22 protein-coding genes are annotated in these 25501 nt (G+C 74.9%); 13 read left to right on the forward strand and 9 right to left on the reverse strand.

The genetic code is table 11. From position 1 onward, the window contains the following. Positions 1–17: 17 nt before the first annotated feature. The 3 genes from ACYP53_RS18765 to ACYP53_RS18775 all read left to right on the forward strand — a co-directional run bounded on the left by ACYP53_RS18765 (position 18) and on the right by ACYP53_RS18775 (position 2979). Positions 18–596: a GNAT family N-acetyltransferase gene (locus tag ACYP53_RS18765; protein WP_189925573.1), complete on the forward strand. Its 579-nt coding sequence runs from the start codon at positions 18–20 to the stop codon at positions 594–596. Between the two features lie 125 nt (positions 597–721). Further along, positions 722–1522, forward strand: coding sequence for a metal-dependent hydrolase (locus ACYP53_RS18770; protein ID WP_459648167.1), 801 nt, complete (start codon positions 722–724; stop codon positions 1520–1522). A 545-nt stretch (positions 1523–2067) separates the two neighbouring features. Further along, positions 2068–2979, forward strand: coding sequence for a S1 family peptidase (locus ACYP53_RS18775; protein WP_459648168.1), 912 nt, complete (start codon positions 2068–2070; stop codon positions 2977–2979). A gap of 77 nt (positions 2980–3056) precedes the next feature. Here the strand turns inward: ACYP53_RS18775 and ACYP53_RS18780 are convergent, their stop codons facing one another. Beyond that, the gene (locus ACYP53_RS18780) at positions 3057–6272 is read right to left on the reverse strand and encodes a bifunctional cytochrome P450/NADPH--P450 reductase (protein WP_189925132.1); all 3216 of its coding nucleotides are present in this window, start codon (positions 6270–6272) and stop codon (positions 3057–3059) included. A 163-nt stretch (positions 6273–6435) separates the two neighbouring features. Between ACYP53_RS18780 and ACYP53_RS18785 the strand changes: the two genes are divergently transcribed. Together ACYP53_RS18785 and ACYP53_RS18790 are read left to right on the forward strand one after the other, a co-directional pair. After that, the gene (locus tag ACYP53_RS18785) at positions 6436–7107 is read left to right on the forward strand and encodes a LuxR C-terminal-related transcriptional regulator (protein ID WP_459648169.1); all 672 of its coding nucleotides are present in this window, start codon (positions 6436–6438) and stop codon (positions 7105–7107) included. A 124-nt stretch (positions 7108–7231) separates the two neighbouring features. Then, positions 7232–8347: a methyltransferase gene (locus ACYP53_RS18790; RefSeq protein ID WP_459648170.1), complete on the forward strand. Its 1116-nt coding sequence runs from the start codon at positions 7232–7234 to the stop codon at positions 8345–8347. A gap of 52 nt (positions 8348–8399) precedes the next feature. On the opposite strand, the gene ACYP53_RS18795 is transcribed toward ACYP53_RS18790, so the two are convergent. The 4 genes from ACYP53_RS18795 to ACYP53_RS18810 form a co-directional block, all read right to left on the reverse strand. Beyond that, positions 8400–9935, reverse strand: a complete 1536-nt coding sequence (locus ACYP53_RS18795; protein ID WP_459648171.1) for a PucR family transcriptional regulator — start codon at positions 9933–9935, stop codon at positions 8400–8402. 176 nt (positions 9936–10111) lie between these two features. Next, the gene (locus ACYP53_RS18800; protein WP_459648172.1) at positions 10112–12865 is read right to left on the reverse strand and encodes a molybdopterin-dependent oxidoreductase; all 2754 of its coding nucleotides are present in this window, start codon (positions 12863–12865) and stop codon (positions 10112–10114) included. Beyond that, positions 12862–13686 carry an FAD binding domain-containing protein gene (locus ACYP53_RS18805; protein WP_459648173.1) on the reverse strand — a complete coding sequence of 275 codons (825 nt, stop codon included), beginning with the start codon at positions 13684–13686 and terminating at the stop codon, positions 12862–12864. Before ACYP53_RS18805 ends, ACYP53_RS18800 begins: the two co-directional genes overlap by 4 nt. A gap of 173 nt (positions 13687–13859) precedes the next feature. Beyond that, positions 13860–14759: an SAM-dependent methyltransferase gene (locus ACYP53_RS18810; protein ID WP_459648174.1), complete on the reverse strand. Its 900-nt coding sequence runs from the start codon at positions 14757–14759 to the stop codon at positions 13860–13862. 54 nt (positions 14760–14813) lie between these two features. Between ACYP53_RS18810 and ACYP53_RS18815 the strand changes: the two genes are divergently transcribed. From ACYP53_RS18815 to ACYP53_RS18840, 6 genes are all read left to right on the forward strand, one after another. Further along, on the forward strand, positions 14814–15227 hold the full coding sequence (locus ACYP53_RS18815; protein WP_459648175.1) for a MarR family transcriptional regulator: 414 nt from the start codon (positions 14814–14816) through the stop codon (positions 15225–15227). 135 nt (positions 15228–15362) lie between these two features. Next, positions 15363–16010 (forward strand): hypothetical protein, encoded by a 648-nt coding sequence (locus tag ACYP53_RS18820; RefSeq protein ID WP_459648176.1) that lies wholly within the window; start codon positions 15363–15365, stop codon positions 16008–16010. A 167-nt stretch (positions 16011–16177) separates the two neighbouring features. Further along, positions 16178–16873, forward strand: coding sequence for a hypothetical protein (locus tag ACYP53_RS18825; protein ID WP_459648177.1), 696 nt, complete (start codon positions 16178–16180; stop codon positions 16871–16873). 130 nt (positions 16874–17003) lie between these two features. Next, on the forward strand, positions 17004–17693 hold the full coding sequence (locus ACYP53_RS18830) for a hypothetical protein (protein WP_189925108.1): 690 nt from the start codon (positions 17004–17006) through the stop codon (positions 17691–17693). Between the two features lie 142 nt (positions 17694–17835). Continuing rightward, on the forward strand, positions 17836–18522 hold the full coding sequence (locus ACYP53_RS18835; RefSeq protein ID WP_459648178.1) for a hypothetical protein: 687 nt from the start codon (positions 17836–17838) through the stop codon (positions 18520–18522). A gap of 85 nt (positions 18523–18607) precedes the next feature. Beyond that, positions 18608–19183, forward strand: coding sequence for a helix-turn-helix domain-containing protein (locus tag ACYP53_RS18840; RefSeq protein ID WP_459648179.1), 576 nt, complete (start codon positions 18608–18610; stop codon positions 19181–19183). A gap of 22 nt (positions 19184–19205) precedes the next feature. On the opposite strand, the gene ACYP53_RS18845 is transcribed toward ACYP53_RS18840, so the two are convergent. Both ACYP53_RS18845 and ACYP53_RS18850 read right to left on the reverse strand, forming a co-directional pair. After that, entirely contained in the window at positions 19206–20105 is a 900-nt protein-coding gene (locus ACYP53_RS18845) for a dihydrodipicolinate synthase family protein (RefSeq protein WP_459648180.1), read from the reverse strand. A 1-nt stretch (position 20106) separates the two neighbouring features. After that, complete coding sequence (locus ACYP53_RS18850; protein WP_459648181.1) at positions 20107–20940, reverse strand: aldolase; 834 nt, start codon at positions 20938–20940, stop codon at positions 20107–20109. Positions 20941–21252: 312 nt separating this feature from the next. Here ACYP53_RS18850 and ACYP53_RS18855 point away from each other — a divergent pair, with 312 nt between their 5' ends. Beyond that, complete coding sequence (locus ACYP53_RS18855; protein ID WP_459648182.1) at positions 21253–22395, forward strand: PP2C family protein-serine/threonine phosphatase; 1143 nt, start codon at positions 21253–21255, stop codon at positions 22393–22395. 88 nt (positions 22396–22483) lie between these two features. Continuing rightward, positions 22484–23173 carry a phosphatase PAP2 family protein gene (locus tag ACYP53_RS18860; RefSeq protein ID WP_459648183.1) on the forward strand — a complete coding sequence of 230 codons (690 nt, stop codon included), beginning with the start codon at positions 22484–22486 and terminating at the stop codon, positions 23171–23173. A gap of 125 nt (positions 23174–23298) precedes the next feature. On the opposite strand, the gene ACYP53_RS18865 is transcribed toward ACYP53_RS18860, so the two are convergent. Continuing rightward, on the reverse strand, positions 23299–23976 hold the full coding sequence (locus ACYP53_RS18865; RefSeq protein WP_459648184.1) for a response regulator: 678 nt from the start codon (positions 23974–23976) through the stop codon (positions 23299–23301). Further along, positions 23973–25223 carry a sensor histidine kinase gene (locus tag ACYP53_RS18870; RefSeq protein WP_459649786.1) on the reverse strand — a complete coding sequence of 417 codons (1251 nt, stop codon included), beginning with the start codon at positions 25221–25223 and terminating at the stop codon, positions 23973–23975. The genes ACYP53_RS18865 and ACYP53_RS18870 overlap by 4 nt, the downstream gene beginning before the upstream one ends. Between the last annotated feature and the right edge of the window lie 278 nt (positions 25224–25501).

The following is a 25501-nucleotide window of genomic DNA, read 5'->3' on the forward strand; positions in this document are numbered from 1 at the left end:
CGGACGATCCTTCCTCCATGGAACCCCTGGAAGCACCGGAAACCCCGGCCGGTCACGCGTCGCCCCAGCCCGTCATCGTCCTGGGCGAGGTGACGCTGCGCCGCTTCGCGGGCGAGGCGGACCTGCCCGAGCTCTGCAGGGTCATCGAGGAGTCGCTGGACCACCTGCGGCCGTGGATGGCGTGGGCCGGCGAGCACAGCCGCGCCCGGACCGCCGAGTACCTGGCCGCCCGGGCGGAGCGCTGGGCGAGCGGTGCCGACTACGCCTACGCGATCGTGCTGGACGGCGCCGTCGTCGGCGCCTGCGGGCTGCACCGGCGGGAGGAGACCCCGGACGACGTCCGCGAGATCGGCTACTGGCTGCACCCCGCCGCCACCGGGCGCGGCCTGGCCACCCGGGCCGCGGCCGCCCTGGTCGAGCAGGCGTTCCGGCTGCCCGGGGTGGAGCACGTCGAGATCGTCCACGACCCGGCGAACCTGGCCAGCGGCGCCGTCCCGGCCCGGCTCGGTTTCACCGTCCGGCTGCGCCGCCCCGCCGAGGCGACCGCCCCGGCCGAGTCCGGCGAGGAGCAGATCTGGCGGCTCAGCCGACCGTAGAGCCCGTCGTCGAACCCCTCCCCCGGTTCCGCCGTCACGGTTAGTGATCTTGGACGGATAGGCTGCCGTGCTGTCAGGTCCTCACGCTGAGGACGGAGCTGATCAGGATCGGTGGGTGTACGGAGATGATGGGACCGGCGCATTCGTTGTCGGGCGCGGCGGCTTGGCTGGGGGTCGGCGCGGTCGCGGCCGGGATGGGGGAACCGATGCCCTGGCCGGTCCTGCTGGCGGGGGCGCTGATCTGCGCGGGCGCCGCCCTGGCACCCGACCTCGACCACAAGGCGGCGACGATATCCAGGGCGTTCGGGCCGGTGTCCCGGGCGCTCTGCGAGGTGATCGACAACCTCTCGTACGCCGTCTACAAGGCCACCCGGGGCAAGGGCGACCCGCGCCGCTCGGGCGGCCACCGGACGCTGACGCACACCTGGCCGTGGGCGCTGCTGTGCGGGGCGGGCGCCGCGGCGGTGGCCGGGTTCGGCGGCCGCTGGGGCGTGCTGGCGGTGCTGTTCGTGCACATGGTGCTGGCGATCGAGGGCCTGCTGTGGCGTCATGCCCGGGTGTCCAGTGACGTCCTGGTGTGGCTGCTGGGGGCGACCAGCGCCTGGATGCTCGCGGAGGTCCTGGACCGGCCCGGCAACGGCTCGCACTGGCTCTTCGACCAGCCCGGCCAGGAGTACCTGTGGATCGGGCTGCCGATCGCGCTCGGCGCCCTGGTGCACTGCCTCGGCGACGCGCTGACCGTCTCGGGCTGCCCGGTGCTGTGGCCGATCCCGATCGGGCGCAAGCGCTGGTACCCGATCGGCCCGCCGAAGGGCATGCGGTTCCGGGCCGGCAGCTGGATCGAGCTCAAGGTGCTGACCCCGGTCTTCATGGGAGCGGGCGGCGTCTGCGCGGTCGGCGCCCTCGGCTTCTTCGGCAACGGCTGAGGCCGGGCCCCCGGCGGGCTCGACGGGCTTCACGGGCCTGACGGGCCCCACAGGGCGGACGGGCTTGCCGGGTGAACCCCGGCGGTCCGCCGTCGTGGGGGTAACGGGCGGACCGCCGGGCGCGCCGGCCGGACGGGACGGTCCGGCGGCGCCGGGGAGCGGACGCGGCGGAGGACCTCACCTCCGCGCGGAGCGCCCCTTAGAACCCCGCGGTCCCGCCGCGGACCCTCACCCGCGGCATCGTGCGCCCGTTCCCACGCCTCGGAGACCCCGCCCGGCCGCGCCGATAACACTTTCCGCTCCGGGCGGCGGCCGGGGCCCGCTCCTCCGAACGGCGGACCCATGCAGTCGGCCGACCGCGCGCGGGTCCGCCGACACCCGGCCGGGACGCTTGTACTGACCTGTCCGTTTCCTGATACTTCCGGTCAGCGCTGTCAGGGGCAGATCATTCGCCGTGCTTCCGAACAGCACGCCGGGGCCGCCCACCGTCTGACCGCGCCTCACGCCCCCATCCCCAGGGGCCTCTCACTCCCAGGAGGAGACCGGTGAGGACCAAGCGCAGGACCCCCCGCCCCGGCACCACCCGACGCCGTACCCGGCTGCTCGCCGTCGCCCTCGGCCTGCTGACCGCCACCGCGGTCGCCGTGCCGGGCGCCGCGGCCGACCCCACCGGCTCCGCGGCCGACCCCACCGGCTCCGCCCGGCCCGAACAGCTCGCGGCCGTCAGCGACGCCGTCCTGCGCGCCGAGGTCGACGGCACCGCCTGGTACGTCGACGAGGCCGCCGGGCGGGTGGTGGTGACCGCCGACAGCACCGTGCCCACCGAGGCGCTCGACCGGCTCGCCCAGGCCGCCGGCGGCGACACCTCCGTCCTGACCGTCCGGCACGTCCCCGGCGCCTTCACCCCGCTGCTCGCCGCCGGCGACGCCATCTACGGCGGCAAGTATCGCTGCTCGCTCGGCTTCAACGTGCGGGACAGCCACGGCTACTACTTCGTCACGGCCGGGCACTGCGGCAACGTCGCCTCCCAGTGGTACACCGACGCCGCCCACCACACCTCGATCGGGCCGACCCTCAGCTCGACCTTCCCCGACCACGACTACGCCCTGGTCCGCTACGACAACTCCGCCCTGAGCCGCCCGGGCGGCTTCACCTCCGCGCCGAACGCGGTCGTCGGCGAGCAGGTCACCCGGCGGGGTTCGACCACCGGCGTCCACGGCGGCAAGGTCACCGGGCTCAACGCCACCGTGCGCTACAGCGACGGCGGCGGCACCGTACGCGGGCTGATCCAGACCGACGTCTGCGCCGAGCCCGGCGACTCCGGCGGCCCGCTGTACGACGGCACCAAGGCGCTCGGCCTCACCTCGGGCGGCAGCGGCAACTGCACCGTCGGCGGCACGACCTTCTTCCAGCCCGTCAACGCCGCGCTCACCGCGTACGGGGTCAACGTGTACTGATCCCCCGCCCTCCCACGGAACGGCCGTCGGCCCGCCGCACAGCGCGGCGGGCCGACGGCCGTGTCGGGGCCGGGTGCTCAGCCCGCGTACACGTCCTCGACGTACCGGCCAGCCTCGATCAGCCCCTGCAGCCAGGCCTGCGCCCGCTGCTCGTCGGCCCCCGGCGTCCGCTCCCGGTACAGCTCCCGGAACGCCGCCCGTACTCCCGGCGCCATCCGCGCGCCGTCGCCGCAGACGTACACCTCGGCGCCGGCCTCCAGCAGGTCCCAGACCTCGGCCGCCTCCGCGGCGAGGCGGTCCTGCACGAAGCGCCGCCCGTCCTGCGGCCGCTCGCTGAAGACGGGCCGCATCGAGACCGCGCCCTCCTGCTCGGCCTTCTCCAGCTCCAGCCGGTGGAGGTAGTCCGACTCGGCCGCGTCGCACCCGAAGTAGAGCAGTGCGGGGGCGAGTTCGGCGCCCTTGTAGAGCAGGGCGCGGCGGTCGAGGACCGCGCCGCGGAACGGTGCCAGGCCGGTGCCGGCCGCGATCATGATCACCGGGGTGCGGTGTCCGATCCGGAACACCTCCCGGCAGGGCTGGACCCGGGCCAGCACGGTGTCCCCCTCGGCGACCCGGGCGAGGTACCCGGAGCCGGTGCCCCGGAACGTGCCCCGGCCGGATCGCGCGGGGGCGCTGAGCACGGAGACCATCAGGTCCACCTCGGTCGCGTCCCAGTCGGGCGAGGAGGAGATCGAGTAGTGCCGGGGCCGGATCGGCGGCAGCAGTTCCAGCAGCACCGGCCAGGTCAGGCTGCCCCGCAGGGCCGGGTGGTCCTCGATCAGGTCCAGCAGGGTGCGCGGGTCGCCGTCGGGAAGGGCGGCCAGCGCGGCCCGCTCGGGCGGGCAGGGGTTGGCGGCGGCCAGCGCGGCGCGCTGCTCGGCGGTCGGCCGGTCCTGCAACTCGACGTGGTGGGTGAGCAGTTCGCGTACGGTCAGCGGGCGGTCGACGGCCAGGCCGGTGCGCCGGTGGGCCACGATGGTGAGCACCGTCTCCGGGTCGGCGCCGAACAGCTGGGCGGCCCGCTCGACCAGCGCCGGGTCGTTGGCCGGGAGCACCGTGAGGTGGTCGGCGCTCCGGTAGCCGACGCCCTCGGGCAGCGCGAGGCGGACCATCCGCTTGACCCGGGGGTAGGCCGGGTCGGTCAGGCTGTCGACGGCGGTGACGGTCAGCTCGGCCATGCCGTGCCGGGCGGCCAGCGCGGCGAGCGGGCCGCCGGTCACCTCGGTCACCGTGTACCCGGCCTCCTGCCGCGGCTCGGCGGGCGCGTCGGCGTCCCCGTAGCTCTCCAGCAGGGCGAGGCGCAGCGCCTCGGTGAACTGCCGTACGGTGCCGGAGAGGTCACCCGAGGCGTCGGCCTCGGCGCGGGCGAGCAGCCGGGTGCCACCGAGGGCGGCGAGCCGGTCGTCGATCAGCGCCGGGACGCGCTGGTAGGTGGCCGCGTAGGTGCGGTCGCCGATGCCGAGCACCGCGTACCGCACGCCCTCCGCCCTACCTTCCGCGCCGCCGTCCTCCTGGAGGCGGCGGACGAAGGCGGCCGCGTCGTCCGTCGGCTGCCCGTTGTACGAGGCGGCCGTGATCACCACCGGGCGGTCGGTGGGCAGTCCGTCCGCGTACGTGTCCAGCGCGGCGATCTCGGTGTCGCAGCCGAGGTCGGCGGCGGCCTCGGCCAGCTGGCGGCTGAACTCGCGGCCGGCACCGTAGTTGGATCCGTGCAGGAGCAGCAGCCCGGTGCCCTGGCGGACCCGGCCGGGGCGCTCGGCGGCGGCGCCGGCCCGGGTGTCCGGGGCGGTCGCGGGCTCGGCGGCCAGGGGCGCGGGCGTGCGCCGGGCGAGGCCGAGGGTGAACTCGTCGGGCTTGATGGTGAGCGTCTGCTTGATGGTCAGCCGGTAGTCGGCGTGGTCGAGCAGCCGGTAGCGGTGGACCAGCATGCCGAGCAGCATGGTGGCCTCGTGCAGCGCGAACTGCCGTCCGATGCAGGCGCGTTCGCCGGTGCCGAAGGGCTTGAAGGCGTGCGGGGAGCGGGCCGCCTCGGCCTCGGCGTCGAACCGGGAGGGGTCGAACAGCTCGGGGTTGTCGCCCCACACCGGGTCGCGGTGCAGCATCGGGGTCGACACGAAGACCGTCTCCCCGGCGCGCAGCGGGATCCACCCGCCGAGCAGGGTGTCCTGGCGCGCCTCGCGGCTGAAGGCCGGCGCGGTCGGCCAGAGCCGCAGCGCCTCGTTGAGCACCTGCCGGGTGTACCGCAGCCGTCCGACGTCCTCGTACGAGGGCTCCGGGTCGGCCTGTCCGCCCCAGAGCGCGTCCACCTCGCGCTGGACCTCCCGCAGCACGGCCGGGTTCTTGACCAGGTAGTACATCGCGAAGGAGAGCGCGCCGGAGGTGGTCTCGTGGCCGGCGATCAGGAAGGTGATCACCTGGTTGCGGATGTTCTCCGCGTCCAGCCGGGTGCCGTCGGAGGGGCGGACCGCGCCGAGCATCAGGCCGAGCAGGTCCTCGGCCGGGCCCTGCTCGTCCTCCCCGGCGCGGGCGGCGATCACCTCGTCCACCACGGCGGCCAGGTAGTCGGAGTCGGCCCGGAAGGCCGTGTCGCGCTCGGTGTGGTCCAGCTCCGGGTCCCGGGTGAGCTTGTTCATCGCCCACTCCAGGCAACGCACCATGGCGTCCACGAAGGGGTGCGGTTCGTCCCGCTCGAAGGAGCCGAAGTCGAAGCCGAAGCCGGCCAGCCCGATGGTGTCCAGGGTCATCCGGGTCATGTCGCCGGGCACGTCCACCGGCAGTCCGGCGGCCTCCCGGCGGTCCCAGGAGTCGATCAGCCGGCGGGCCACCGTCAGCATCACCGGGTGGTAGGTGCGCATCGAGCCGAGCGCGAAGGCGGGCATCAGGATGTCGTGCGCCCTGGCCCAGTTGGGCTCGTCGTTGTACGCGGTGAACAGGCCGTCGCCGGTGAACTGGCGGACGTTCTCCAGGCCCGGGCCGATCGACTTGGTGAACCTGGTCTCGTCGGCCAGCTCCTCGACCAGTTCCAGGCCGCTGACCATCATGAGGTCGCGGCCGTGCATCCGCTGGACGAAGACCGGGCCGTGTTCTCTGGCCAGCTCCATGGTCCGCAGCATCGGGGCGGCGACCGGCGGCGCCGAGGAGATGTCGATCGTGGGCACGGCCCGCGACCCGGCCGCGGCAGCGCCGTCGGTGCCCGCATCGGCGTCGGCGTCGGCGTCGGCCTGGCGCCTCGGCTCGGTGATGGTCTCGGTCATCGGTGGGTCCCTCCCGCAGCGGAAAATTCGGCTCCCTCCACTCTGTGCCCACCGGGAGGGAAGCCGGGCCGCGATCACTACATGATTGTGTAGTACCCGGAAGATCCGCGGGCTTGCCGACGAACCGTCAGCTCTGCCCCGGCGGGACGAACGGGGAGGAAGTGTGGAGATCTCACCGACCGCGGGCTGCGGGCCGGTGCCCGGGAGCGGGCAGGACGCCGCGGTGGTCTGGCGCAACCGGGCGCTGCGCCTGCTGGACCACGTGCCGCTGCCGATCGCGGTGGTCGAGTTCGGCGGCCGGGTCCTGATCGTCAACCGCGCGATGGCGGCCGAGTTCGGCCTGCTGCCGGGACAGTTGCACAACCGGAAGATCCTGGAGTTCTTCACCCTCCGGGACAGCGACACCCTGCAGGCGCTGGCCGAGGCCGTCCGGCTGCACCGCCGCTCGCAGTACCCGGCCCGGGTCTCCTGGACGCCCGTCGGCGGTGGCGAGCGGTGCGGCGAGATGACCGTCGACCTGGTCAGCGACACCCCGGAGCAGACCCCGAACCTGCTGCTCTCGCTGCGCACCGTCGAGGCGCCCCGGGAGGCGCCGCCGGGCCCGCGCGCCGAGGTCAGCCCGGTGGAGGCGCGGATCCTCGCCGCGGCGGCCCGGGGCGCGACCACCGCGCAGATCGCCCGGGAGATCGGACTCACCGCGGACGGCGTCAACTACCACCTCGCCCGGCTCTCCCGGCGCTGGCGGGTGCCCAACCGCACCGCCCTGGTCGCCCGGGCCTACGCCACCGGCGTGCTGGCCGCCGACACCTGGCCACCTGAACCCGCTCAGAGGTGACATGCCGTCAGAACCGTTGACCCGGGGCCGGATCGGGGCCACACGCCCGGGTGACGCCGCGCTTCGGCCCGGCCCCGCCTGGGCAGGTTCCCCGGGCGGGGGCCGAACCGAGCAGGAGGACGGCATGCGTCAGGACGAGGACCGGACCAGCGGCGGCCCGGCGGAGGCAGCGGCAGCGGGTACGGACGCGGCAGCGGGTACGGCGGCGGCGGGGCCCGGGGCGGACGGGCAGGAGGCGGCCCTCCGGGACTCCGCCGCCTTCCTCGTCGACGAGGCCCTCGGCTTCCTCTTCCCCGCCGCCCTGCGGGCCGCCGCCGACACCGGGGTGGCCGACCACCTCGCGGACGGCCCCCGTACCCCCGCCGAACTCGCCGCCGCCACCGGCACGGACGCCCGGAACCTCCACCGGGTGCTGCGGCTGCTCGCCACCCGGGGCGTCGTGACGGAGGACGGGCGGGGCCGCTTCGCCCTCGCGGAGGCCGGACAGGCCCTGCGCGGCGACGCCCCGTACTCCGCCCGGGCGGCCGTCCTGATGCTCACCGACCCCACCATGTGGCGGCCCGCCGGCGAGCTGACGCACTGCCTGACCGAGGGCACCACGGCCTTCGAGAACCTGTTCGGCATGCCGTTCTTCGACCACTTCGCCAAGGACGAGCGGACCGCCGCCGTCTTCCACGTCGGCATGGCCGCGATGTCCGACCCGGAGAACGCGCTGATCGCCGCCGCCTGCGAGCTGCCGGCGAGCGGCACGGTGGTGGACATCGGCGGCGGCCACGGCGGCCTGCTGCTGGAGGTGCTGCGCCGCAACCCGGGCCTGGAGGGCGTCCTCTACGACCGCGCCCACGTCCTCGCCGGGCACCGCCTGGCGGCGCACCAGGAGATCGCGGGCCGCTGGACGCCCCGGGAGGGCGACTTCTTCGCCTCCGTGCCGGACGGCGACGTCCACCTGCTCAAGCGGATCACCCACGACTGGGACGACGACGGCTGCGTCACCCTGCTCGGGCACTGCCGCCGCGCCCTGCGCCCGGGCGGCCGGGTCCTGGTGCTGGACGCCGTGGTCCCGGCGGGCAACGCGCCCCACCAGTCCAAGGCCCTGGACCTGATGATGATGGCCTCGCTCACCGGCCGCGAGCGCACCGAGGGCGACTTCGCGGACCTCTTCGCCCGGGCCGGGCTGCGGCTCTCCCGGGTGGTCCCCACCCCGACGGTGCTGTCGGTGGTCGAGGCGGTGGCCGCCTGAGCGGGCCCGGCGCGGAGGATCACGCGGGCGTGGAGTCACGCGGGCATGGAGATCACGCGGGCGCGCAGCGCAGCGCGGCCCACAGGTCGAGCCGGTCCTCCAGCTTCAGCAGGCTGCGGCCGGTCAGCTCCTCGATCCGCTTGATCCGGTAGTGCACCGTGTTGACGTGCAGGTGCAGCGCCTCCGCGGTCCTCGACCAGGAGGCGCTGTGCCGCAGGAAGGCGTCCAGGGTGTCCAGCAGGGAGACGGTGTTCGTCCGGTCGTGCTCGATCAGCGGGGCGAGCACCCGGCGGCGGAAGTCCGCGGTGATCTCGGCGGGGACGCCCCGGAGCAGGGTTTCCAGCGAGGTGATCCGGGCGCTGCGGCCCACCGTCCCGGGCGGCTCGACGTGCAGGGCGTAGCGGGCCTGGACGAGTGCGGCCCGGAGCTCGCGGACGAGCGGGTCGACGGTGGCGCCGGTGCCCAGGCGCAGGCGCCGCCCTCCGGTCAGTGCGGCGTCCAGGCGCGGCAGGGCGCTCCGCAGGGCCTGGGCGACGCGCTCCTCCGGGGCCGGGGACAGGGCGGCGGCGCCGCCCCGGCCGTCGGGGGCGGCGACGAAGGGGGCGTCCAGCTCGTGGAGGGCTTCGGCGAGGGCGGCGGCCGTCCAGGTCGCCGGGGCGCCGTCGATCCGGGCGGCGACGGCGGTGAGCCGGCGGTGCGGGGGCAGGCCGGAGAGGGCGAGGGCGCGTTCGGCCTCGGCCTCGGTGTCGCCGCCGGAGTCGAGCAGTTCGATCAGCCGGGTGCCGGTCTGCCGCTGGGCGGTGGCGGTGGCCCGCTCCCGGGTGGCGAGCGGGGTGAGCAGTTCGGCCAGGCCGTGCAGCAGGGCGGTGGCGGCCGGGCCGGGTTCGGTGTGGGGGCGCAGCAGCCAGCCGTCGAAGGGGGATTCGCCGGGCGGGCCGACCGGGACGGGCGCCGGCCCGGTGTGGCGCACGGAGAGTCCCGAGGGCGCGGGGAGCTTCGGGGCGGGTGCGGCGGCGGGTTCGGCGGCGGGTTCGGAGGTGCCCAGGACCCGGCCCGCGCCGGTGGTCAGGGAGCACGCGGGCAGGCCGAGGTCGGTGACGGCCCGTTCCAGCAGGTGGTCCAGGGCGGCCTGGTCGCGGATGAGCTGGGTCAGGGCGCGCCGGGCGGCGGCCGGGAGGGCCGCCTGCCCTTCGGCGTGCGCCTGGAGGTCGCCCCACAGCCGGAGGTAGACGCGGTCGGTGACGGAGCGGAAGCTGGTCCCGGCCGGGACGGACAGCAGGGGGATGCCGTGCCGGCGGCAGGCCTCGACCAGCTCGGGCGGGACGCTGCCGTGGGTGCCCTCGCCGGCGAGGAGCGCGGCGACCTCGGCGGTGCGCAGGGAGTTGGCGAAGCGCATCGCCCCCTGGCCCTCGTCCGGCCGCCACCAGACCAGGCCGGAGAGGACCAGTTCGCCGCGCTGCAGGTAGCGGGCCGGGTCCTGGAGGTCGGTGGAGGTCACGCCGGTCACCTCGCGGTCGAGCAGGTGGGGGCTCGCCCAGGCGACCTCGATGTGGAGGTCGTCCAGTTCCAGGAGGTCTCCGACGATCATGCTGTGCTCCTTGTGCGCCATCCGCGAGGTGGGGTCTCGCACATGCGATGTCCAACGCGTGCCAGGCATCGTAAACACAAGGAGGAAGCCGGTGTTTTCCTCTTGTGTGATCACCTGACGGCAGGGCTGCGGGCCGGGTCGCGGTCCGGTGGTCCCGACAGTGGACCGCGCCGCGCTCACGGTGCGGCGGGCCGCCGGCGGTGCTCGTCCAGGGCGCGCCAGACCTTGTCCCGCAGGAACGGCGCCTCGGTGAAGCGGATCCCGGTGGCGTCCCGCAGGGCGTTGGCGAAGGCGGGCGGGACCGGGTTGAACGGGCTCTCCGACATGGACTTGGCGCCGAGCGGGCCGATGGTGTCGGAGGTGTCGGAGAAGTGCACCTCGGTGCGCGGCACGTCCGCGAAGGCGGGCAGCCGGTAGCGGCGGAACCCGGCCGTGGTGACCTCGCCGCGCCCGTCGACCAGCACCTGCTCGAACAGGGTGGCGCCGAGCGCCTGGGCGACGCCGCCCTCGACCTGGCCGCGGCACTGCAGCGGGTTCATCACCTTCCCGGCGTCCGCGCCGTGGACGCTGCGCAGGATCCGGATCTCGCCGGTGTCCGGGTCGACGGCGATCCGGAACCACTGGGAGTTGAAGGCGATCGAGCGCGGCGAGCCGCCGAAGTGCCCGTCGGCGGAGAGCACGACGCCCCTGCCCCCGGCCGCCTCGAAGACCTCCTTGAGCGGCACCGCGCGCCGCCCGGCGCACTCGACCGCGTCGGCGGTCAGCCGCAGCAGGCCGCGCGGGGTGCGGGCGTACTCCGCCGTGAAGGTGAGGATCCGTTCGGCGAGCGCCTCGGCGGCCTTCAGCACCGCCTTGCCGGCGACGACCGTGCCGGCCGAGCCGAAGGCCCCGGTGTCGTGGCGGACGAGGTCGGTGTCGGACTGCCGGACGGTGATCCGGTCCACGGTGGTCCCGAGGGCCCCGGCGGAGATCTGCTGGTGGACGGTGGTGGTGCCGTTGCCGAACTCCGCGGTGCCCACGGCGACCTCGTACCTGCCGTCCTCCAGGAGCCGTACGGTGGCGTCGGCGAAGTGGCCGCCGGGCGGGCCGCAGGCGATCGCCGCCATCGCGAAGCCCTGGCCCACCAGCCAGCCCTCGGGGGCGAGTTCGGCGCTGGTGCCGTCCGCGAGGGCCGCCCGGACGACGCCGAGGCACTGGTCGAGGCCGTAGCTGGCGATGTGCAGGTCCTCCTCCTCGCCGAGCGGGCCCTCCATGTGCTCGCCCGGGCCGATGACGTTGCGCTCGCGCAGCACCAGCGGGTCGATCCCCAGCCGCCGGGCGAGTTCGTCCATCGCCGACTCCACGGCGAAGGTGACCTGGCCGAGGCCGTAGCCCCGGAAGGCGCCCGCGGGCACGCCGTTGGTGTAGACGGAGTAGGCGTCGACCTTCTTGTGCGGCGCCCGGTAGACGCCCATCGACTCGCCGACGCTGTGGAACATCACCGCCGGCCCGTGGTTGCCGTACGCGCCGGTGTTGGCGACGACCCGGTACTGCAGGGCCGTCAGGGTGCCGTCGCTCCTGGCACCGAGCTTGACGGTGACCGTGAACGGGTGCCGGGTGGTGGCCCCGTGGAACTGCTCGGCCCGGGTGAACTCCAGCTTGACCGGCCGGCGCAGCCGCAGCGCCGCGAGCACCGCGATGTCCTCGGTCAGCATCTCCTGCTTCCCGCCGAACCCGCCGCCGACCCGGCCGGCCACCACCCGGACCGCGTCCATCGGCAGACCGTAGAGGTCGCACAGGGCCCGCCGGGTGAGGAAGGGCACCTGGGTGGAGGAGCGCACCACCAGCCGCTCCCGCCCCGTCGCCTCGTTCTGCTCGAAGGAGACGACGCAGCCGTGGGTCTCCAGGCTGGCGTGCTGGACCCGCTGGGTGCGGAAGGTCTCCTGGTAGACCACGTCCGCCTCGGCGAAGCCCCGCTCGACGTCGCCCAGTTCGCCGTGCGCCTCGCCGCAGACATTGCTCTCGGCACGGGCGATCCGGGACTCCGGGCCCTTCGGGTGGATGACCGGGGCCCCGGCCCGCATGGCCTCCTCCGGGTCCAGCACGTACGGGAGTTCCTCGTAGCTGACGGCGATCCGCCGGCAGCCCTCCTCGGCGGCGCCCTCGCTCTCGGCGACCACCGCCGCCACCCGCTGGCCGACGAAGCGGACCACGTCGTCCAGGACCCGGGTGTCGTCCGGGTCCTCGGTGGGGTGCTCGTGCCGGGCCGAGGAGTAGAGCCGGTCGGGGGCGTCCTCGTGGGTGAACACGGCGACCACCCCGGGCACCCGCAGGGCCGCCGAGGTGTCGACGGCGACGATCCGGGCGTGCGGGTGCGGGGAGCGCAGCAGCTTCATGTGCAGCAGGCCCTCGACGTCCAGGTCGAAGGTGTAGCGGGCGGTGCCGGTCACCACCTGCGGGCCGGCCGGGGCGCCCGGGCTGCGGCCCACGGCCTTCCCCGCGCACGGCGATTCGGTGTGCCGGACGCCCCGGACGGCGTCCTCGATCGCCCGGTAGCCGGTGCAGCGGCACAGGTTGCCCTTCAGCGCCCGCGGCAGGTCGGCCAGGTGCTCCGCGGTGAAGGCGGAGGCCGTCATCAGCATCCCGGCCGTGCAGAAGCCGCACTGGAAGCCCTGGGCGTCCAGGAACCGCTGCTGCACCGGGTGGAGTTCGCCGTCCTTCGCCAGCCCCTCCACGGTGGTGACGGTACGGCCCTCGGCGCGCAGCGCCGGGTAGAGGCAGCTGTGCACCGGCTCGCCGTCCACCTGCACGGTGCAGGCGCCGCAGTCGCCCGCGTCGCAGCCCTTCTTCACCCCGAACCAGCCGCGCTCGCGCAGATAGGTGCGCAGGCACTGGCCGGCCCGCGGCTCGGCGTCGAAGTCCTCGCCGTTGACCCGGATCGAGTACGTCATCTCCCGGCCTCCTCGACCAGCTCGCGGCGGATCTCCTCGGCGAAGCGGAAGGTCATGTGCCGCCGCCAGGCGGGAAGTCCGTGGATGTCGTCGTAGTACTCCTCGGGCCGCACCCCGTACCCGACCGCCTCGCGGACCGCCCCGGCGTTCGGCGGCAGGGCGAAGCGCAGCCGGATCGGCCGCACCGTCGAGGCGGTGACGGTGAGCGCCAGTTCGCCGTCGAGCGGGTCGCGGGTGCCGACGAGCAGCGCGCCGGAGCGGCCGAGCCCGTACAGGGAGGCCTGCCGGAAGGCCGTCCGCCGCTCCAGGGCCCGGGCGGGCAGGACGACCGAGCGCAGCAGTTCACCGGGCCCGAGGTCCTTCACCCCGGCGCCGGTCACGAAGTCCGCGACCGGCAGCCGGCGCACCGCACCGTCCTGGGACAGCAGGGTGCAGACGCCGTCCAGGGCGGCGGTCAGCGAGATCATCGGCCCGGCCGGCAGGCCGTTGCACAGGTTGCCGCCGACGGTGGCCATGTGCCAGATCTTCCAGGAGGCGAGGAAGGCCCGGCAGCACTGTTCGAACAGCGGCGCGGCCGGCCGGTCCAGCGCCCGGGCGAAGCGCGAGAGCTGGGCGATCGTGCAGGTCGCGGCGATCTCCAGGTCCCCGGCGGGTGTCAGCCGCACCGGCTCCCAGCCCATCCGGCCGAGGTCGATCAGCCGGCGGATGTGCGGCTGCGGCTCGGAGAACAGGTACGTCCCGCCGCCGAGCCAGGCGTCCCCCGGCCGCCAGGTCCCGCGCCGCCGCGCGTCGCGCAGCTCCACCACCGTGTTCAGGTCCACGTTCCGCCACCGTCCTCGACTCGCCGATTGATCGACACGGCGATTGAAGCAACGCGCCGCGGGGCGCAACGAGTGGTCGCGCGCACCAGCCGGGGGCGGCCGGACTGGGTGATCGACCAGCGCATGGACATGACGCCGCCGGGGCGGCGGCCGGGCGTGCCCCGGCGGTGTGCTCAGTCCCCGGTCCGCCGGACGGCCTCGATGAAGCCCCGGGTGGAGGGGCGCGACAGCGGACGGCCGTAGGTCGCGCCGACCCGGTCCAGGGCGGTGAGCCCGGTGGTCCAGCCGTGCCGGTCGAGCCACCCGTGGGTGTCGGGGCCGAGGCCGCCGCGCCACAGGTCGGTGATGTGCGCGAGGGCCGGGTCCTGCGGGGTGGCGGCGACGTCCCCGCCCTTCTCCGTCAGCAGTCGGCTGCCCGGGGCGGCGAGGCCGGCCACCGCGGTGAGCAGGCCGGCGGCCTCCTCAGGCGAGAGGTAGACCAGCAGGCCCTCGGCGAGCCAGGCCGAGGGCCGCGACGGGTCGAAGCCCGCCGCGACCAGCCGGGCGGGCCAGTCCGGGTCCAGCAGGTCGGCGGGCAGGGTGGTGCGCCCGCTCCTCGGCCGGGCACCGATCCCGTCCAGGACCTGTTCTTTGAAGGCCAGCACCGGGCCCAGGTCGAGTTCGAACACCCGGGTGCCGGCGGGCCAGTCCAGCCGGTAGGCGCGGGTGTCCAGGCCGGCGGCGAGCAGCACGACCTGGTCGGCGCCGGCGGCGAGGAGGCGGTCGTCGTAGAAGCGGGTGCGCAGGATGCCGTGCGCGACCAGGGCCTTGGCGAGGTCGCCGCCGGACCCGGAGGTGGGCAGCGGCAGCCCGGCGGCCTCGACGAAGGCGGCGGCGTACGGGTCGACGAAGAGCGGGTCGGGGCGGGAGCTCTCGTAGGCCCGGACCCGGGCGACGGACAGGGCGGTGCGGGAGACCGGGCTCAGCGGCTCGGCGGGCGCCAGCGGTTCGGCGGGCGCCAGCGGTTCGGCGGGCGTCAGCGGCTCGGAAGGCGTCAGGCGTTCGGCGGGCGGCACGGGTTCGGAGGGCGTCATGCCCGACAATCTACATCGCTACAGATGCATCGGTGAAGATGTATCCTTCCGGACATGGACGGCGTGCAACTCCTCAGACTCGGCAAGCGGCTGACCGACCTCGGCCGCGCCATGGTCACCGACGCGGCCTCCGCGCACCTCACCGCCGGCGAGCTCGCCGTGGTCTCCGACGTGTACCGCCACCCCGCCACCTCCGTCCAGGAGATCCGGGCCCGCACCGGCTTCGCCCAGAGCCACGTCTCCGTCTCGGTCGCCCGACTGCGCGAGGGCGGACTGCTCGACGCCACCGCCGACCCGGCCGACGGGCGGCGCACCCTGCTGACCGTCTCCGACCGGGCCCGGAACGCCGTCCGCGCCCGCGCCGCCCAGCCCGCCGAACCGGTCATCGCGAAGGCCGTACCGGACCCGGACCAGGCCCGCCGGGTCACCGAACTGCTCGACGAGCTCGCCGCCCTGCTGCTGCCCTGACCGGCCGCCCCCGGCCGGAGTTCCACAACCACGTCACAAACCCGCCGGGCCACTCCCCCGCCGACCGGCCGCCCTGGAATCATCCCCGCCGGGTGCCCGGGAAGGGCGTCCGGGGACGCGGCTGTGGGGGTGGCGATGGAGACATGGCAGAGGGACCCGGGGGCATCCGGCGGGCCCCGACGGACGGCGGGATCGCCAGGCCGGCTCCTGGCACAGGGGCTGCTCGTCCTGGCCGGGCTCGCCACCGCCGCCTTCGGCTTCGGGCTGTACCTCGACACCCACGACGAGGCGGTCGCCCACCACACGGCGCCGGCCTGCGGCACGACGGCGGCCCCGCCCGGTACGGACTGCGTCCGGTCCGAGAGCGGCCGGGTGACGGCACGGAAGACCGACGGCGCCTACCTGCTGACAGTGGCGCGTGAGACGGCGCCCGCGCAGACCTTCGAGGTCGACCAGGACTTCTACCAGTCCACGGCCATCGGCGCCGACGTGGAATTGAGGCTCTGGCACGGCCGGGTCGCCGAGGTCTCGTACCACGGACACAGCGCCGAGAACCCGGTCGGGACCCGGCTGCCGTCCCTGGGGGTGGCCGCCCTGGTCGCGGCGGGATCGGCGCTGACCGTGCGCGGCCTGACCCGGTCGCGCCGTGACACCGGGGACGCCCGCCTCGGCGCCGCCGTCGTCATCGGCCCCTGCGCCTACATCGGGAGCACCTTCCTCATCCCCTGGCAGTGGCCGCTCGTCCTCGTCCTGGGAATCCCCTGCTCGGCTGGCTGGCCGTGATCACCGCCGCCGTAACGCTCCTCTGACCGCCCCGGCCCGTCCCGGTCCGGCCCGAGTTTCACAACTCCGCTACAAGCGCCGCTGCTTGCTCACCCCATGGTCACGCCGCTGTCATCATCGTGCCGGGGCACCCGGGGAGGCGCCCGGGCACGATCGAGGGGGTTGTGATGAACGCTCGGACCGAGAACGCCAAGCCGCCCGGCCACCCCGGACGGATCACCGGGACGGCCGGCCGCGTCCTGGCCCAGGGCCTGCTCCTGGCGGCCGGCCTGGCCACCACCGTGCTCGGCTTCAGCTGGTTCGTCGGCGCGATCGACCAGGTGAGCGGCTACCGCTCCGCCCCGGTCTGCGGCACGGCGGCGGCCGCGCCCGGCACCGACTGCGCCCGGTACGAGAGCGGCAAGGTGACGGCCCGGGACGTCTCCGACGGCGGCGAGGGGGCTGGCGACCAGTACTGGCTGACCGTCACCCGGGAGGCGGGGCACCGGGGCAACTACTTGGTCAGCTGGGACTTCTACCGTGCGACCGAGATCGGCACGGAGGTGGACGTGGCACTCTGGCACGGCCGGGTCGCCGAGGTCTCCTACCGGGACCACCGGGCCCCGACCCGGAGCACGCCCTGGCTGACCTCGCTCGAGGTGGCCCTGCTGGTCGCGCTCGGATCGGCGCTCACCGCGTACGGCCTGTCCTGGCGCGCCTCGCCGGCCCCCGCCGCCGTCGCCGCCTCCGTCGCCCTCTTCGCCTTCCTCGGCAGCTCCCTGATCGCGGCCGAGCCCACGTCCACGGCCACCGCCCTGGTCGTCCCGGTCCTCGGCTGGCTGGGCATGACCGCCGGCGCCACGTTCTCCGCCCGGGAGGACTGACCTCCGGCTCCGTCACGGCCCCGCCACGGGAGGTTCCCAACCGCGTTACAGGAAGCCCGGGTTGTTCCCCCGGCGGCCACGCCGCTGTCATCATCCTGCTGGGTGCCGGGTCACGGTCGAGGGGGTTGCGATGAACGCTCGGATCGAGGACGCCAGACCTCCCCGCCGCCTCCGGCGGATCGTCGGGGTGGCCGCCCGCGTCCTGGCCCAGGGCCTGCTCCTGGCGGCCGGGCTGGCCTCCACCGTGCTCGGCTTCGAGTGGTTCATCGACGCGTACGACGCGGGGGGCGCCTACCGCACCGCCCCGGTCTGCGGCACGGCGGCGGCCGCGCCCGGCACGGACTGCGCCCGGCACGAGACCGGCAAGGTGGTCGCGAAGAACGTCGACAACAGCGGCGACAGCACCGTCTACCACTTGACCATCGGCAGGGAGACCGCGCCCGGCGACGGCTACTCGGTCAGCAAGGAGTTCTACTACGACACCGAGGTCGGCGCGGACGTGGACCTGACGATCTGGCACGACCGGGTCGCCGAGGTCTTCTACCGGGGGCACCGGGACCCGATCCCGAGCACGCCCTGGCTGACCTCCCTCAAGGTGGGCCTGCTGGTCGCGCTGGGATCGGCCCTCACCGCCCACGGACTGTCCTGGTCCCGCTCGGGCGCGCCGAGCGGCGTCGCCGTCGGCGTCCTCGTCCTCTCGACCTTCGGCAGCCTCGTGTACACCGTCTCGCAGTGCTCGTTCGGGGTCACCCTGGGGATCCCCGTCTTCGGCTGGGTGGTCATGACCGCCTTCGCCACGGCGGCCGCCCTGGACTACTGACGGCCCTCCCGCGTCGCGGCCTCACCGCAGACCGTCGACAACTGTGCTACAGGAAAGCCGAGTTGTTCCCCCGGTGGCGCCGCCCCTGAGATCATCCTGCTGGGCATCGGGGAGGTGCCCGGCCACGATCGAGGGGGTTGCGATGGACGCACGGACCGAGGACGCCAGGCCGCCCGGGGCCTTCAGGACGGTCGCCCGCGTGCTGGCCCGGGGCCTGCTGGTGCTGGCGGGCCTGGCCACCGTGGCCGCCGGCTTCGGCTGGTTCGTGGCGACCTACCACGAGATGGCCGCCCACCGGACGGCTCCGGTCTGCGGCGCGGCGGGCACCGCGCCGGGCACCGCCTGTGTGCGCCACGAGACCGGCAAGGTCCGGGCGCTGACGTACAAGGAGACCAGCGATTCCACCACCTACAAGATGACGGTCGGCCGGGAGGAGGCTCCCGCCCATACCCTCGAAGTGGGCGAGGCCTTCTACGACGAGGCCCAGGTCGGCACCGACGTCGACCTGAAGGTCTGGAACGGCCGGGTGATCGAGGTCTCCTGGCACGGCCACCGGGCCACCGTCCGCAGCACCCCCGTACTGACCTCCTTCGAGCTGGCCCTGCTGATCGGCGCGGGTACGGCGCTGACGGCGTACGGCCTGGCCTGGCCGCGCGACACCGCCCTGGCCGTCCCCGTCCTCGGCGCCTCCTGGACGGCCGGCGCCGCCATGCTCGGCAGCTTCCTCTTCACCACCACCCTGTGGCCGCTGCCCATCTCCCTGAGCGTGCCGCTGCTCGGCTGGCTGATCGCCACGGCCGTCACCACCGCGGCGGCCCGGGAGGGCTGAGGCCGGTGCGTCGTGACCGCCAGGTCAGCCGGCCGGCCCGCGGTGGGATACTGGACCGGACGATTCCGCGGGTGAGGGGTGGCGCATGAGCGGCAGACTGCGGGTGCTGCGGAAGCAGAACCGGCTCAGCCTGGAGGCGCTGGCCGAGCAGGTGGGGGTCACCAAGAGCTACCTCTCCAAGGTCGAGCGCGGTCTCAGCGACCCGTCGATCTCGACCGCGCTCAAGCTGGCCCACGCGCTCAACGTCGACGTCGGCCGGCTGTTCTCCGACGAGGTGGAGCCCGAGCTCGTCACCGTGGTGCGGGCCGGCGAGCGCACCCCGATCGCCGAGGGGGCCGGCCCCGGCACCCCGCACTACGAGGGCATCGCGACCGGCCTCAGCGGCAAGCGGATGGTGCCGTTCGTGATGTACCCGCCGACCGACCCGACCGGGTCGGCGTACAAGTGCCACGCGGGCGAGGAGTTCCTCTTCGTGCACGCGGGCACCGCGGAGCTGGAGTTCCCGGAGCGCACGGTACGACTCGGCCCCGGGGACAGCGTCTACTTCAACTCGGCGCTGCCGCACCGCTGCCGGAGCACCGGCGCGGAGCCGGCCGAGATCCTCGTGGTCATCCACGACGACCCGGCCGGCTCCTCGGATCCCGTCCCCACCCTGCCCTGAGGCGCGGCGGGCGCCCGCGGCGTCAGGCGCCCGGTGCCGCCGCCTCGGCCAGCAGCCCGGCCAACAGCCGCGTCCGCTCCTCGTCCAGCGGCAGCAGCGGGAGGCGGGGCTCGCCGACGTCCAGACCCCGCAACGCCAGCCCGGCCTTGACCGTGGTCGGCAGACCGCCGCCGAGCAGGAACCGCAGCAGCGGCAGTTGCCGGTGGAACACCCGCCGGGCCGCGTCGAGCTCACCGGCCCGCACCGCCCGGTACAGCTCCAGGGTGAGCTCCGGGATCAGGCAGGGCGCGGCCGTGCACCAGCCGGCCGCGCCGGCCGCGAACGCCGCCAGCGCCAGCGTGTTGGACCCGTTGTAGAACGGCAGCGCGCCGTCGGACAGTTGGACGAGCCGGTGCATCCGCTGGACGTCGCCACTGCTCTCCTTGACCATGGTGATGTTCTCCACCCGGTCGACCAGCCGGTGCAGCAGCTCCGGCGGAAGGTCCACCCCGGCGGTGGCCGGGTTGTTGTAGACCATCAGCGGGATGCCGATCGCACCGGCGATCTCCTGGTAGTGCCGGGTGACCTCCCGTTCGTCCAGCTTCCAGTACGACAGCGGCAGCACCATCACCACGTCCGCGCCCACGTGCTCGGCGTACCGGGCCCGGCGGACGGCGCCGCGGGTGGTGAGGTCGGCGATGCCCACCACGGTCGGCACCCGGCCCGCGACGGCGGCGACCGAGGCCTCGGCGGCGTCGTACCACTCCCGGTCGTCGAGGTAGGCGCTCTCGCCGGTGGAGCCGAGCGGGGCGATCGCGTGGCAGCCGGCGGCGATCAGGCGGTCGATCAGCTCGGCCAGCCGGGCGAGGTCCGGGCCGCCGTCGGTGCGGGAGAACGGGGTGACCGGGTAGGCGATGACGCCTTCCAGGGCGGTCGTGGCCATCTCAGGACTCCTTCGGGGCGGGAACGGAGGCAGGGGTGGAGCCGGTCGCGCCCGGGACGGCGTCGCCGTGGCCGGCCCGCAGGGCGCGGCGGGCGTAGTAGGCGAAGTTCGCCTGGCCGCGTTTGGGGGTGGAGATCCAGTCGTGCGCCTCCCGCGCCAGCGGCCCGGGGATCTCCCGGATCCGGCCGGCGGCGCTCGCCAGCAGCTGCAGCCGGGCGGCCCGTTCGAAGAGCAGGGCGAGGGTGCAGGCCTCCTCGATCGTCCCGGTGGCGACCAGCTGGCCGTGGTGGGCGAGCAGCAGGGCCCGCTTGTCGCCGAGCGCGGCGGCGATGAGCTCGCCCTCCTCGTTGCCCACCGGGATGCCGGGCCACTCCTCCAGGAACGCGCAGTCCTCGTACAGCGGGCAGGTGTCCATGTGCGAGACGACCAGCGGGGTCTCCAGCATGGACAGGGCGGAGATGTGCGGCGGGTGGGTGTGGATGACGCAGTTGACGTCCGGCCGGGCGCGGTAGACCCAGCTGTGGAAGCGGTTGGCCGGGTTGGCCATCCCGTCCCCCTCCAGGACGTTCAGGTCCTCGTCGACGAGCAGCAGGTTGGGCTCGGTGACCTCGTCGAAGCCGAGGCCGAGGCGCTGGGTGTAGTAGGTGCCCGGGCGCTCGGCGCGGGCGGTGATCTGTCCGGCCAGGCCGGAGTCGTGCCCGGCGTCGAACAGGATGCGGCAGGTCAGGGCGAGCTTCTGGCGCACCGTCCAGCCGCTGTCGGGGATCGCGGTCTCCATCCGGCGGTGGGCGAGGTCCACCAGTTCGGACTTGCCCGCTTCGAACGTGTCGGCCATGCCGTGGTTCTCCTTCGGTTCCCGGGGGTGTCGGAGGAACGATGCTTCAGAACACAATGTTCACCATAGGACACAACGTGTCCTGCGTCGACCGTCCGCCCCGGGCCGACCCGTGGCGGCGACTGGTCCGATCGTGCGACGACCGGGGGCGCGGCCCCCTCCGCACCCGGCCCGGTCGCCTAGCCTGGCCGCGACGGCTCCGCCCCACGGCTTCGCACCGGGCGCGGGGATGGAGAGCAGGCCCGGCGGCCGCGCCCGCCGCGCCCCGCGCGCGGCCCCGCGGCACACCGGGCCGAGGAGGGCGGTGGCCGGGTGGGTTCCGAGGAGGCACCGCGGCCGCCCCTGCCCCTGCTGATCCGGTACGGCCACCGCTCCTGGCTGGTGCCCACCGCGCTGCTCGCGGCGGTGGTGGCCGTGGCGGCGGCGACGCCCGCGGACTTCTCGTCCGTCAGCTGGCTGGTCCTGGTGCCCGTGGTCGCCGCCGGCCTGTGCGACCCGCTGCTCACCACCGTGTTCGCCGCGCTCGCGATCGCCGGCTACCCCGTGCTGGACAGCATCTGGGTCAAGGACCAGGGGATCGAGGACTACCTGCTGGTGATCGCCGGATCCGCCCTCGCCGTCCCGCTCAGCGTCTACCGCGCCCGGGCCGTCGCCTACGTCCGTCACCTCCAGGGCACCGCCGAGACCACCCGGCAGGTCGTGCTGCGCTCGGTCCCGCCGGGCTGGGGCGGCGTCGACTCGGCCGCCCGCTACCTGGCGGCCGACGTCGAGGCCAGGGTCGGCGGCGACTTCTACGACGTCCTCGCCACCCCGTACGGCGCCCGGGTCATCCTCGGCGACGTCCAGGGCAAGGGCCTGCCGGCCGTCTCCACCGCGGCGGCCCTGGTCGGCTGCTTCCGGGAGGCCGGCTACCGCCAGGAGGACCTGGCCGACGTCGCCTCCTGGCTGGAGGAACGGCTGCACCGGCAGAACGTGTTCTCCGTCCGGATGGGCGCCCAGGACGAGCGGTTCGCCACCGCCGTCGTCATCTCCTTCCCCACCGGGTCGCCGGGCGAGGTCGAGGTGGTCAACTTCGGCCACGACAGCCCGCACGTCCTCGGCCCCGGCGGCGTACGGCAGTTGCCGCCGGGCAACGGCGCGCCGATCGGCCTCGCCCACCTCGCGGGCGGTCTGCCGCCGGTCCACCGGGTCCGGCTGGACCCGGGCGAGACCGTGCTGATCGTCTCCGACGGGGTGACCGAGGCCCGCGACCGGCACGGCACGTTCTTCCCCCTCCGCACCCACCTCGACCGGCTGGCCCGCGAGCCCGGGGCGGCCGACCCCGAACGGCTGGTCGACGACGTGGCCGCCGCCGTCGTCCGGCACACCGGCGACCGGCTCACCGACGACACCGCGCTGCTCGCCGTCCGGCGACCGGCCGGGCGCGGGCGGCAGACGGCGGCTGACGGCGACTGACGGCGACTGACGGCGACTGACGGCGACTGACCGATCGCACCGGCCGGGTGCAGGGAGAAAGGCAGCGCGAGGAAAGGCGGCACCGTCGATGAACCACTCACCGGGCCGGGCCCGGCGGCTCGGCGGCCCGTTGCCCCTCGTCGCCCTCGTCGCCCTCACCGCCGCCCTGCTGTTCACGGGGCTCGCCGTGCTGCTGGCCACCCGTGGCTGGGCGCCGTTCCCGTTCGAACGGTCCGCCGACGACTGGGCCGCCACCCACCGGCCGGAGGGCGCCCGCAGCGCGGCCGTCGCGCTGACCTGGCTCGGCTCCGGCCCGGTGCCGTACCTGCTCGCGTTCGCCGCCGGGGCCGTCACCCTCCGGGCCGCCCCCGCGCCGCGCGACCCCCGCCGCGGCGTACTCCTGCTGCTCGCCCCGGTGCTGTGGCTGGTCGCGGGCCAGCTCCTGCGGCTGGGGGTGATGCACGCCTGCGGCCGGCCCCGGCCGCCCGCGACGACCTGGGCGACGGACGCGTCCGGGTTCGCCTTCCCCTCCGGCCACTCCTTCACCGCCGCGCTCGCCGCCGGCCTGCTGGCACTGGCCGTCGCCCGGGCCCACCCGTCGGCGGCCCCGACGGCGATCGCGGAGGCCGCGCTGTTCGCCCTCGCGATCGGCCTCAGCCGCGTCTACCTCGGGGTCCACTGGCCGCTCGACGTCCTCGGCGGCTGGCTCCTCGCCACCGCCTGGCTCACCGTCGGCGCCCTGGGGCCCGTTGTCCAACCCCCGTCGTCCGCGCGTTAGGGCGGGCGGGGCGGCGTTGAGGTGTGTGCATCGCAAGGCGGAGGATGGGCGCATCTCCCGGCCGAAGGGTGCCGGAGCGTCGGCCCGCAAGCGGGGGTCCGAGCCGGGCGGGCCGTGATCCCCGCTCAGATGGGCGGCTGGGGCCTGGTCAGGCCGCGGTCGTAGGCGAAGATCACCGCCTGGACGCGGTCCCGGGCGCCGATCTTCGCCAGCACCCGGCTGACGTGGGTCTTGACGGTCGACTCGGCGAGGACCAGGCGCTGCGCTATCTCGCCGTTGGTCCAGCCGTGGGCGATGGCGACCAGGATCTGCCGTTCGCGGTCGGTCAGCGCCTCCAGCCGGGGGTCGGCGGCGGGTGCCGTGCCGGGCGGGCGCACGGGCAGGCGGTGGGCGTAGGTGTCGAGGAGCCGACGGGTGACGGCGGGGGCGACGACGGCGTCGCCCTCGGCGACCGAGCGGATGCCGGAGAGCAGTTCCTCGGGGCGGGCGTCCTTGAGCAGGAAGCCGCTGGCGCCGGCGCGCAGCGCGGCGTGGGCGTACTCGTCGAGGTCGAAGGTGGTGAGGACGAGGATGCGGGAGCGGCCGCCGGCGGCGACGATCTGGCGGGTCGCCTCGATGCCGTCCATGCCGGGCATCCGGATGTCCATCAGCACGACGTCCGGCCGCAGGTCGGCGGTGAGCCGGACGGCCTCCGTTCCGTGGGCGGCCTCGCCGACGACCTGGGTGTCGGCCTGGCTCTCCAGCAGCATGCGGAAGCCGTAGCGCTGCAGTGGCTGGTCGTCCACGATGAGGACGGTGGTCACGTCGGGCCGCCTGTCGGATCGGGGGTGAGGTCGAGTACGGCCTCCACGGTCCATCCTGCACCGGGGCCGGGGCCGACGGTGACGGTTCCGCCGTAGAGGGCCGCGCGCTCCCGGATGCCGGCCAGGCCGTGGCCGTCGCCGCCCGGGTGCACGGGCGGACGGACGCCGGGGGGCGGGCCGCTGTCCTGGACGCGGACCCGCAGCCGGTCGGCCTCGGCGGACAGGGTGACGTGGGCGCGGGTGTCCGGCCCGGCGTGCTTGAGGGTGTTGGTGAGCGACTCCTGGACGATCCGGTAGGCCATCAGCTGCACGCCCCGGTCCAGGCGGTCGAGGTCCCCGGCGGCCGTGTACACCACCCGCGGTCCGGCGGCGCGGATGCGGGTGCACAGCCCGTCGAGGTCGGCGATGCCCGGCTGCGGGGTGAACTCGGCGGCCTCGTCGCCCTGGTCCCGCAGGACGCCGAGCATCCGCCGCAGTTCGCCGAGCGCCTGGCGGCTGGTGTCGCCGATCAGCAGCAGGGCCTCCCGGCCGCGTTCGGGGGCGGCCTGGGCCGCGTACGCCCCGCCGTCGGCGAGGGTGACGATGACGGACAGGTTGTGGCCGATGATGTCGTGCATCTCGCGGGCCACCCGGGTGCGTTCGGTGGCGGTGGCGAGCCGGCTGCGCTGGTCGCGTTCGATCTCCAGGCGGGCCGCGCGTTCGCGCAGCCCGGCGAGCTGGGCGCGGCGGATCCGCACCGCGATGCCGACGGCGACGGCCGCGGTGGTGGCGCTGAACAGGAAGAACAGCGCGTCCCCGATCGGCAGTCCGCCGTCGGAGATCGCGACCGCGACCAGGGAGACGGCGCCGGCCATGGCGGCACAGGACCACGCCAGGTGCCGCAGCCGGCCGTGCAGGGCCAGGCTGTAGAGGGCGACCAGCAGGGCGACGTCGGCGCGCAGGCCGACGTTCAGCGACCACTGCAGGGCGAACACCGCCATGATCGTGACGAACGCCGCCGTGGGCCGGCGCCGGCGCCACAGCAGCGGGACGACCAGGCCGGCCTGCAGCGCCAGCATCGCGGCCAGCGGCGGCCGGGCGAGGACGAGGCGGTGCTCGCGCGGGCCCTCGTTGCCGTACCCCGGGAAGAGGTCGGGCAGGCAGAAGAGGAGGACGACGCCGGCGACCACGGCGGCGTCGAGCGCCCAGGGGTGGTCGCGGTCCGCCTGCCGCAGGCGCTGGCCGATCCGGGCCAGGCGTGCGTACAGCGGATGGGCGGAGAGGGTGTCGGCCCCGGCGGCCGGGTACGGTCCGGCTCCGGTGAACGGGTACGGTCCGGCTCCGGCGGCCGGGGCCGTGGAGGTGGCGTGGTCGCTCACCGGTGGCACCTCCGTGGCGGTGGTTCGTCGCGCTCGTACGGAGTCGCGGTCGTTCGCGGTCGTTCGCGGTCGTTCGCGGTCGTAGGGAGTCGCGGTCGCGGAAGCGGCGCCGGTCGGTTCCGGCGCCGCACCCCGAGTGTCTCAGGACGCCCGAGTGTCTCAGGACG

The organism is Kitasatospora sp. Ki12, from assembly GCF_054601375.1.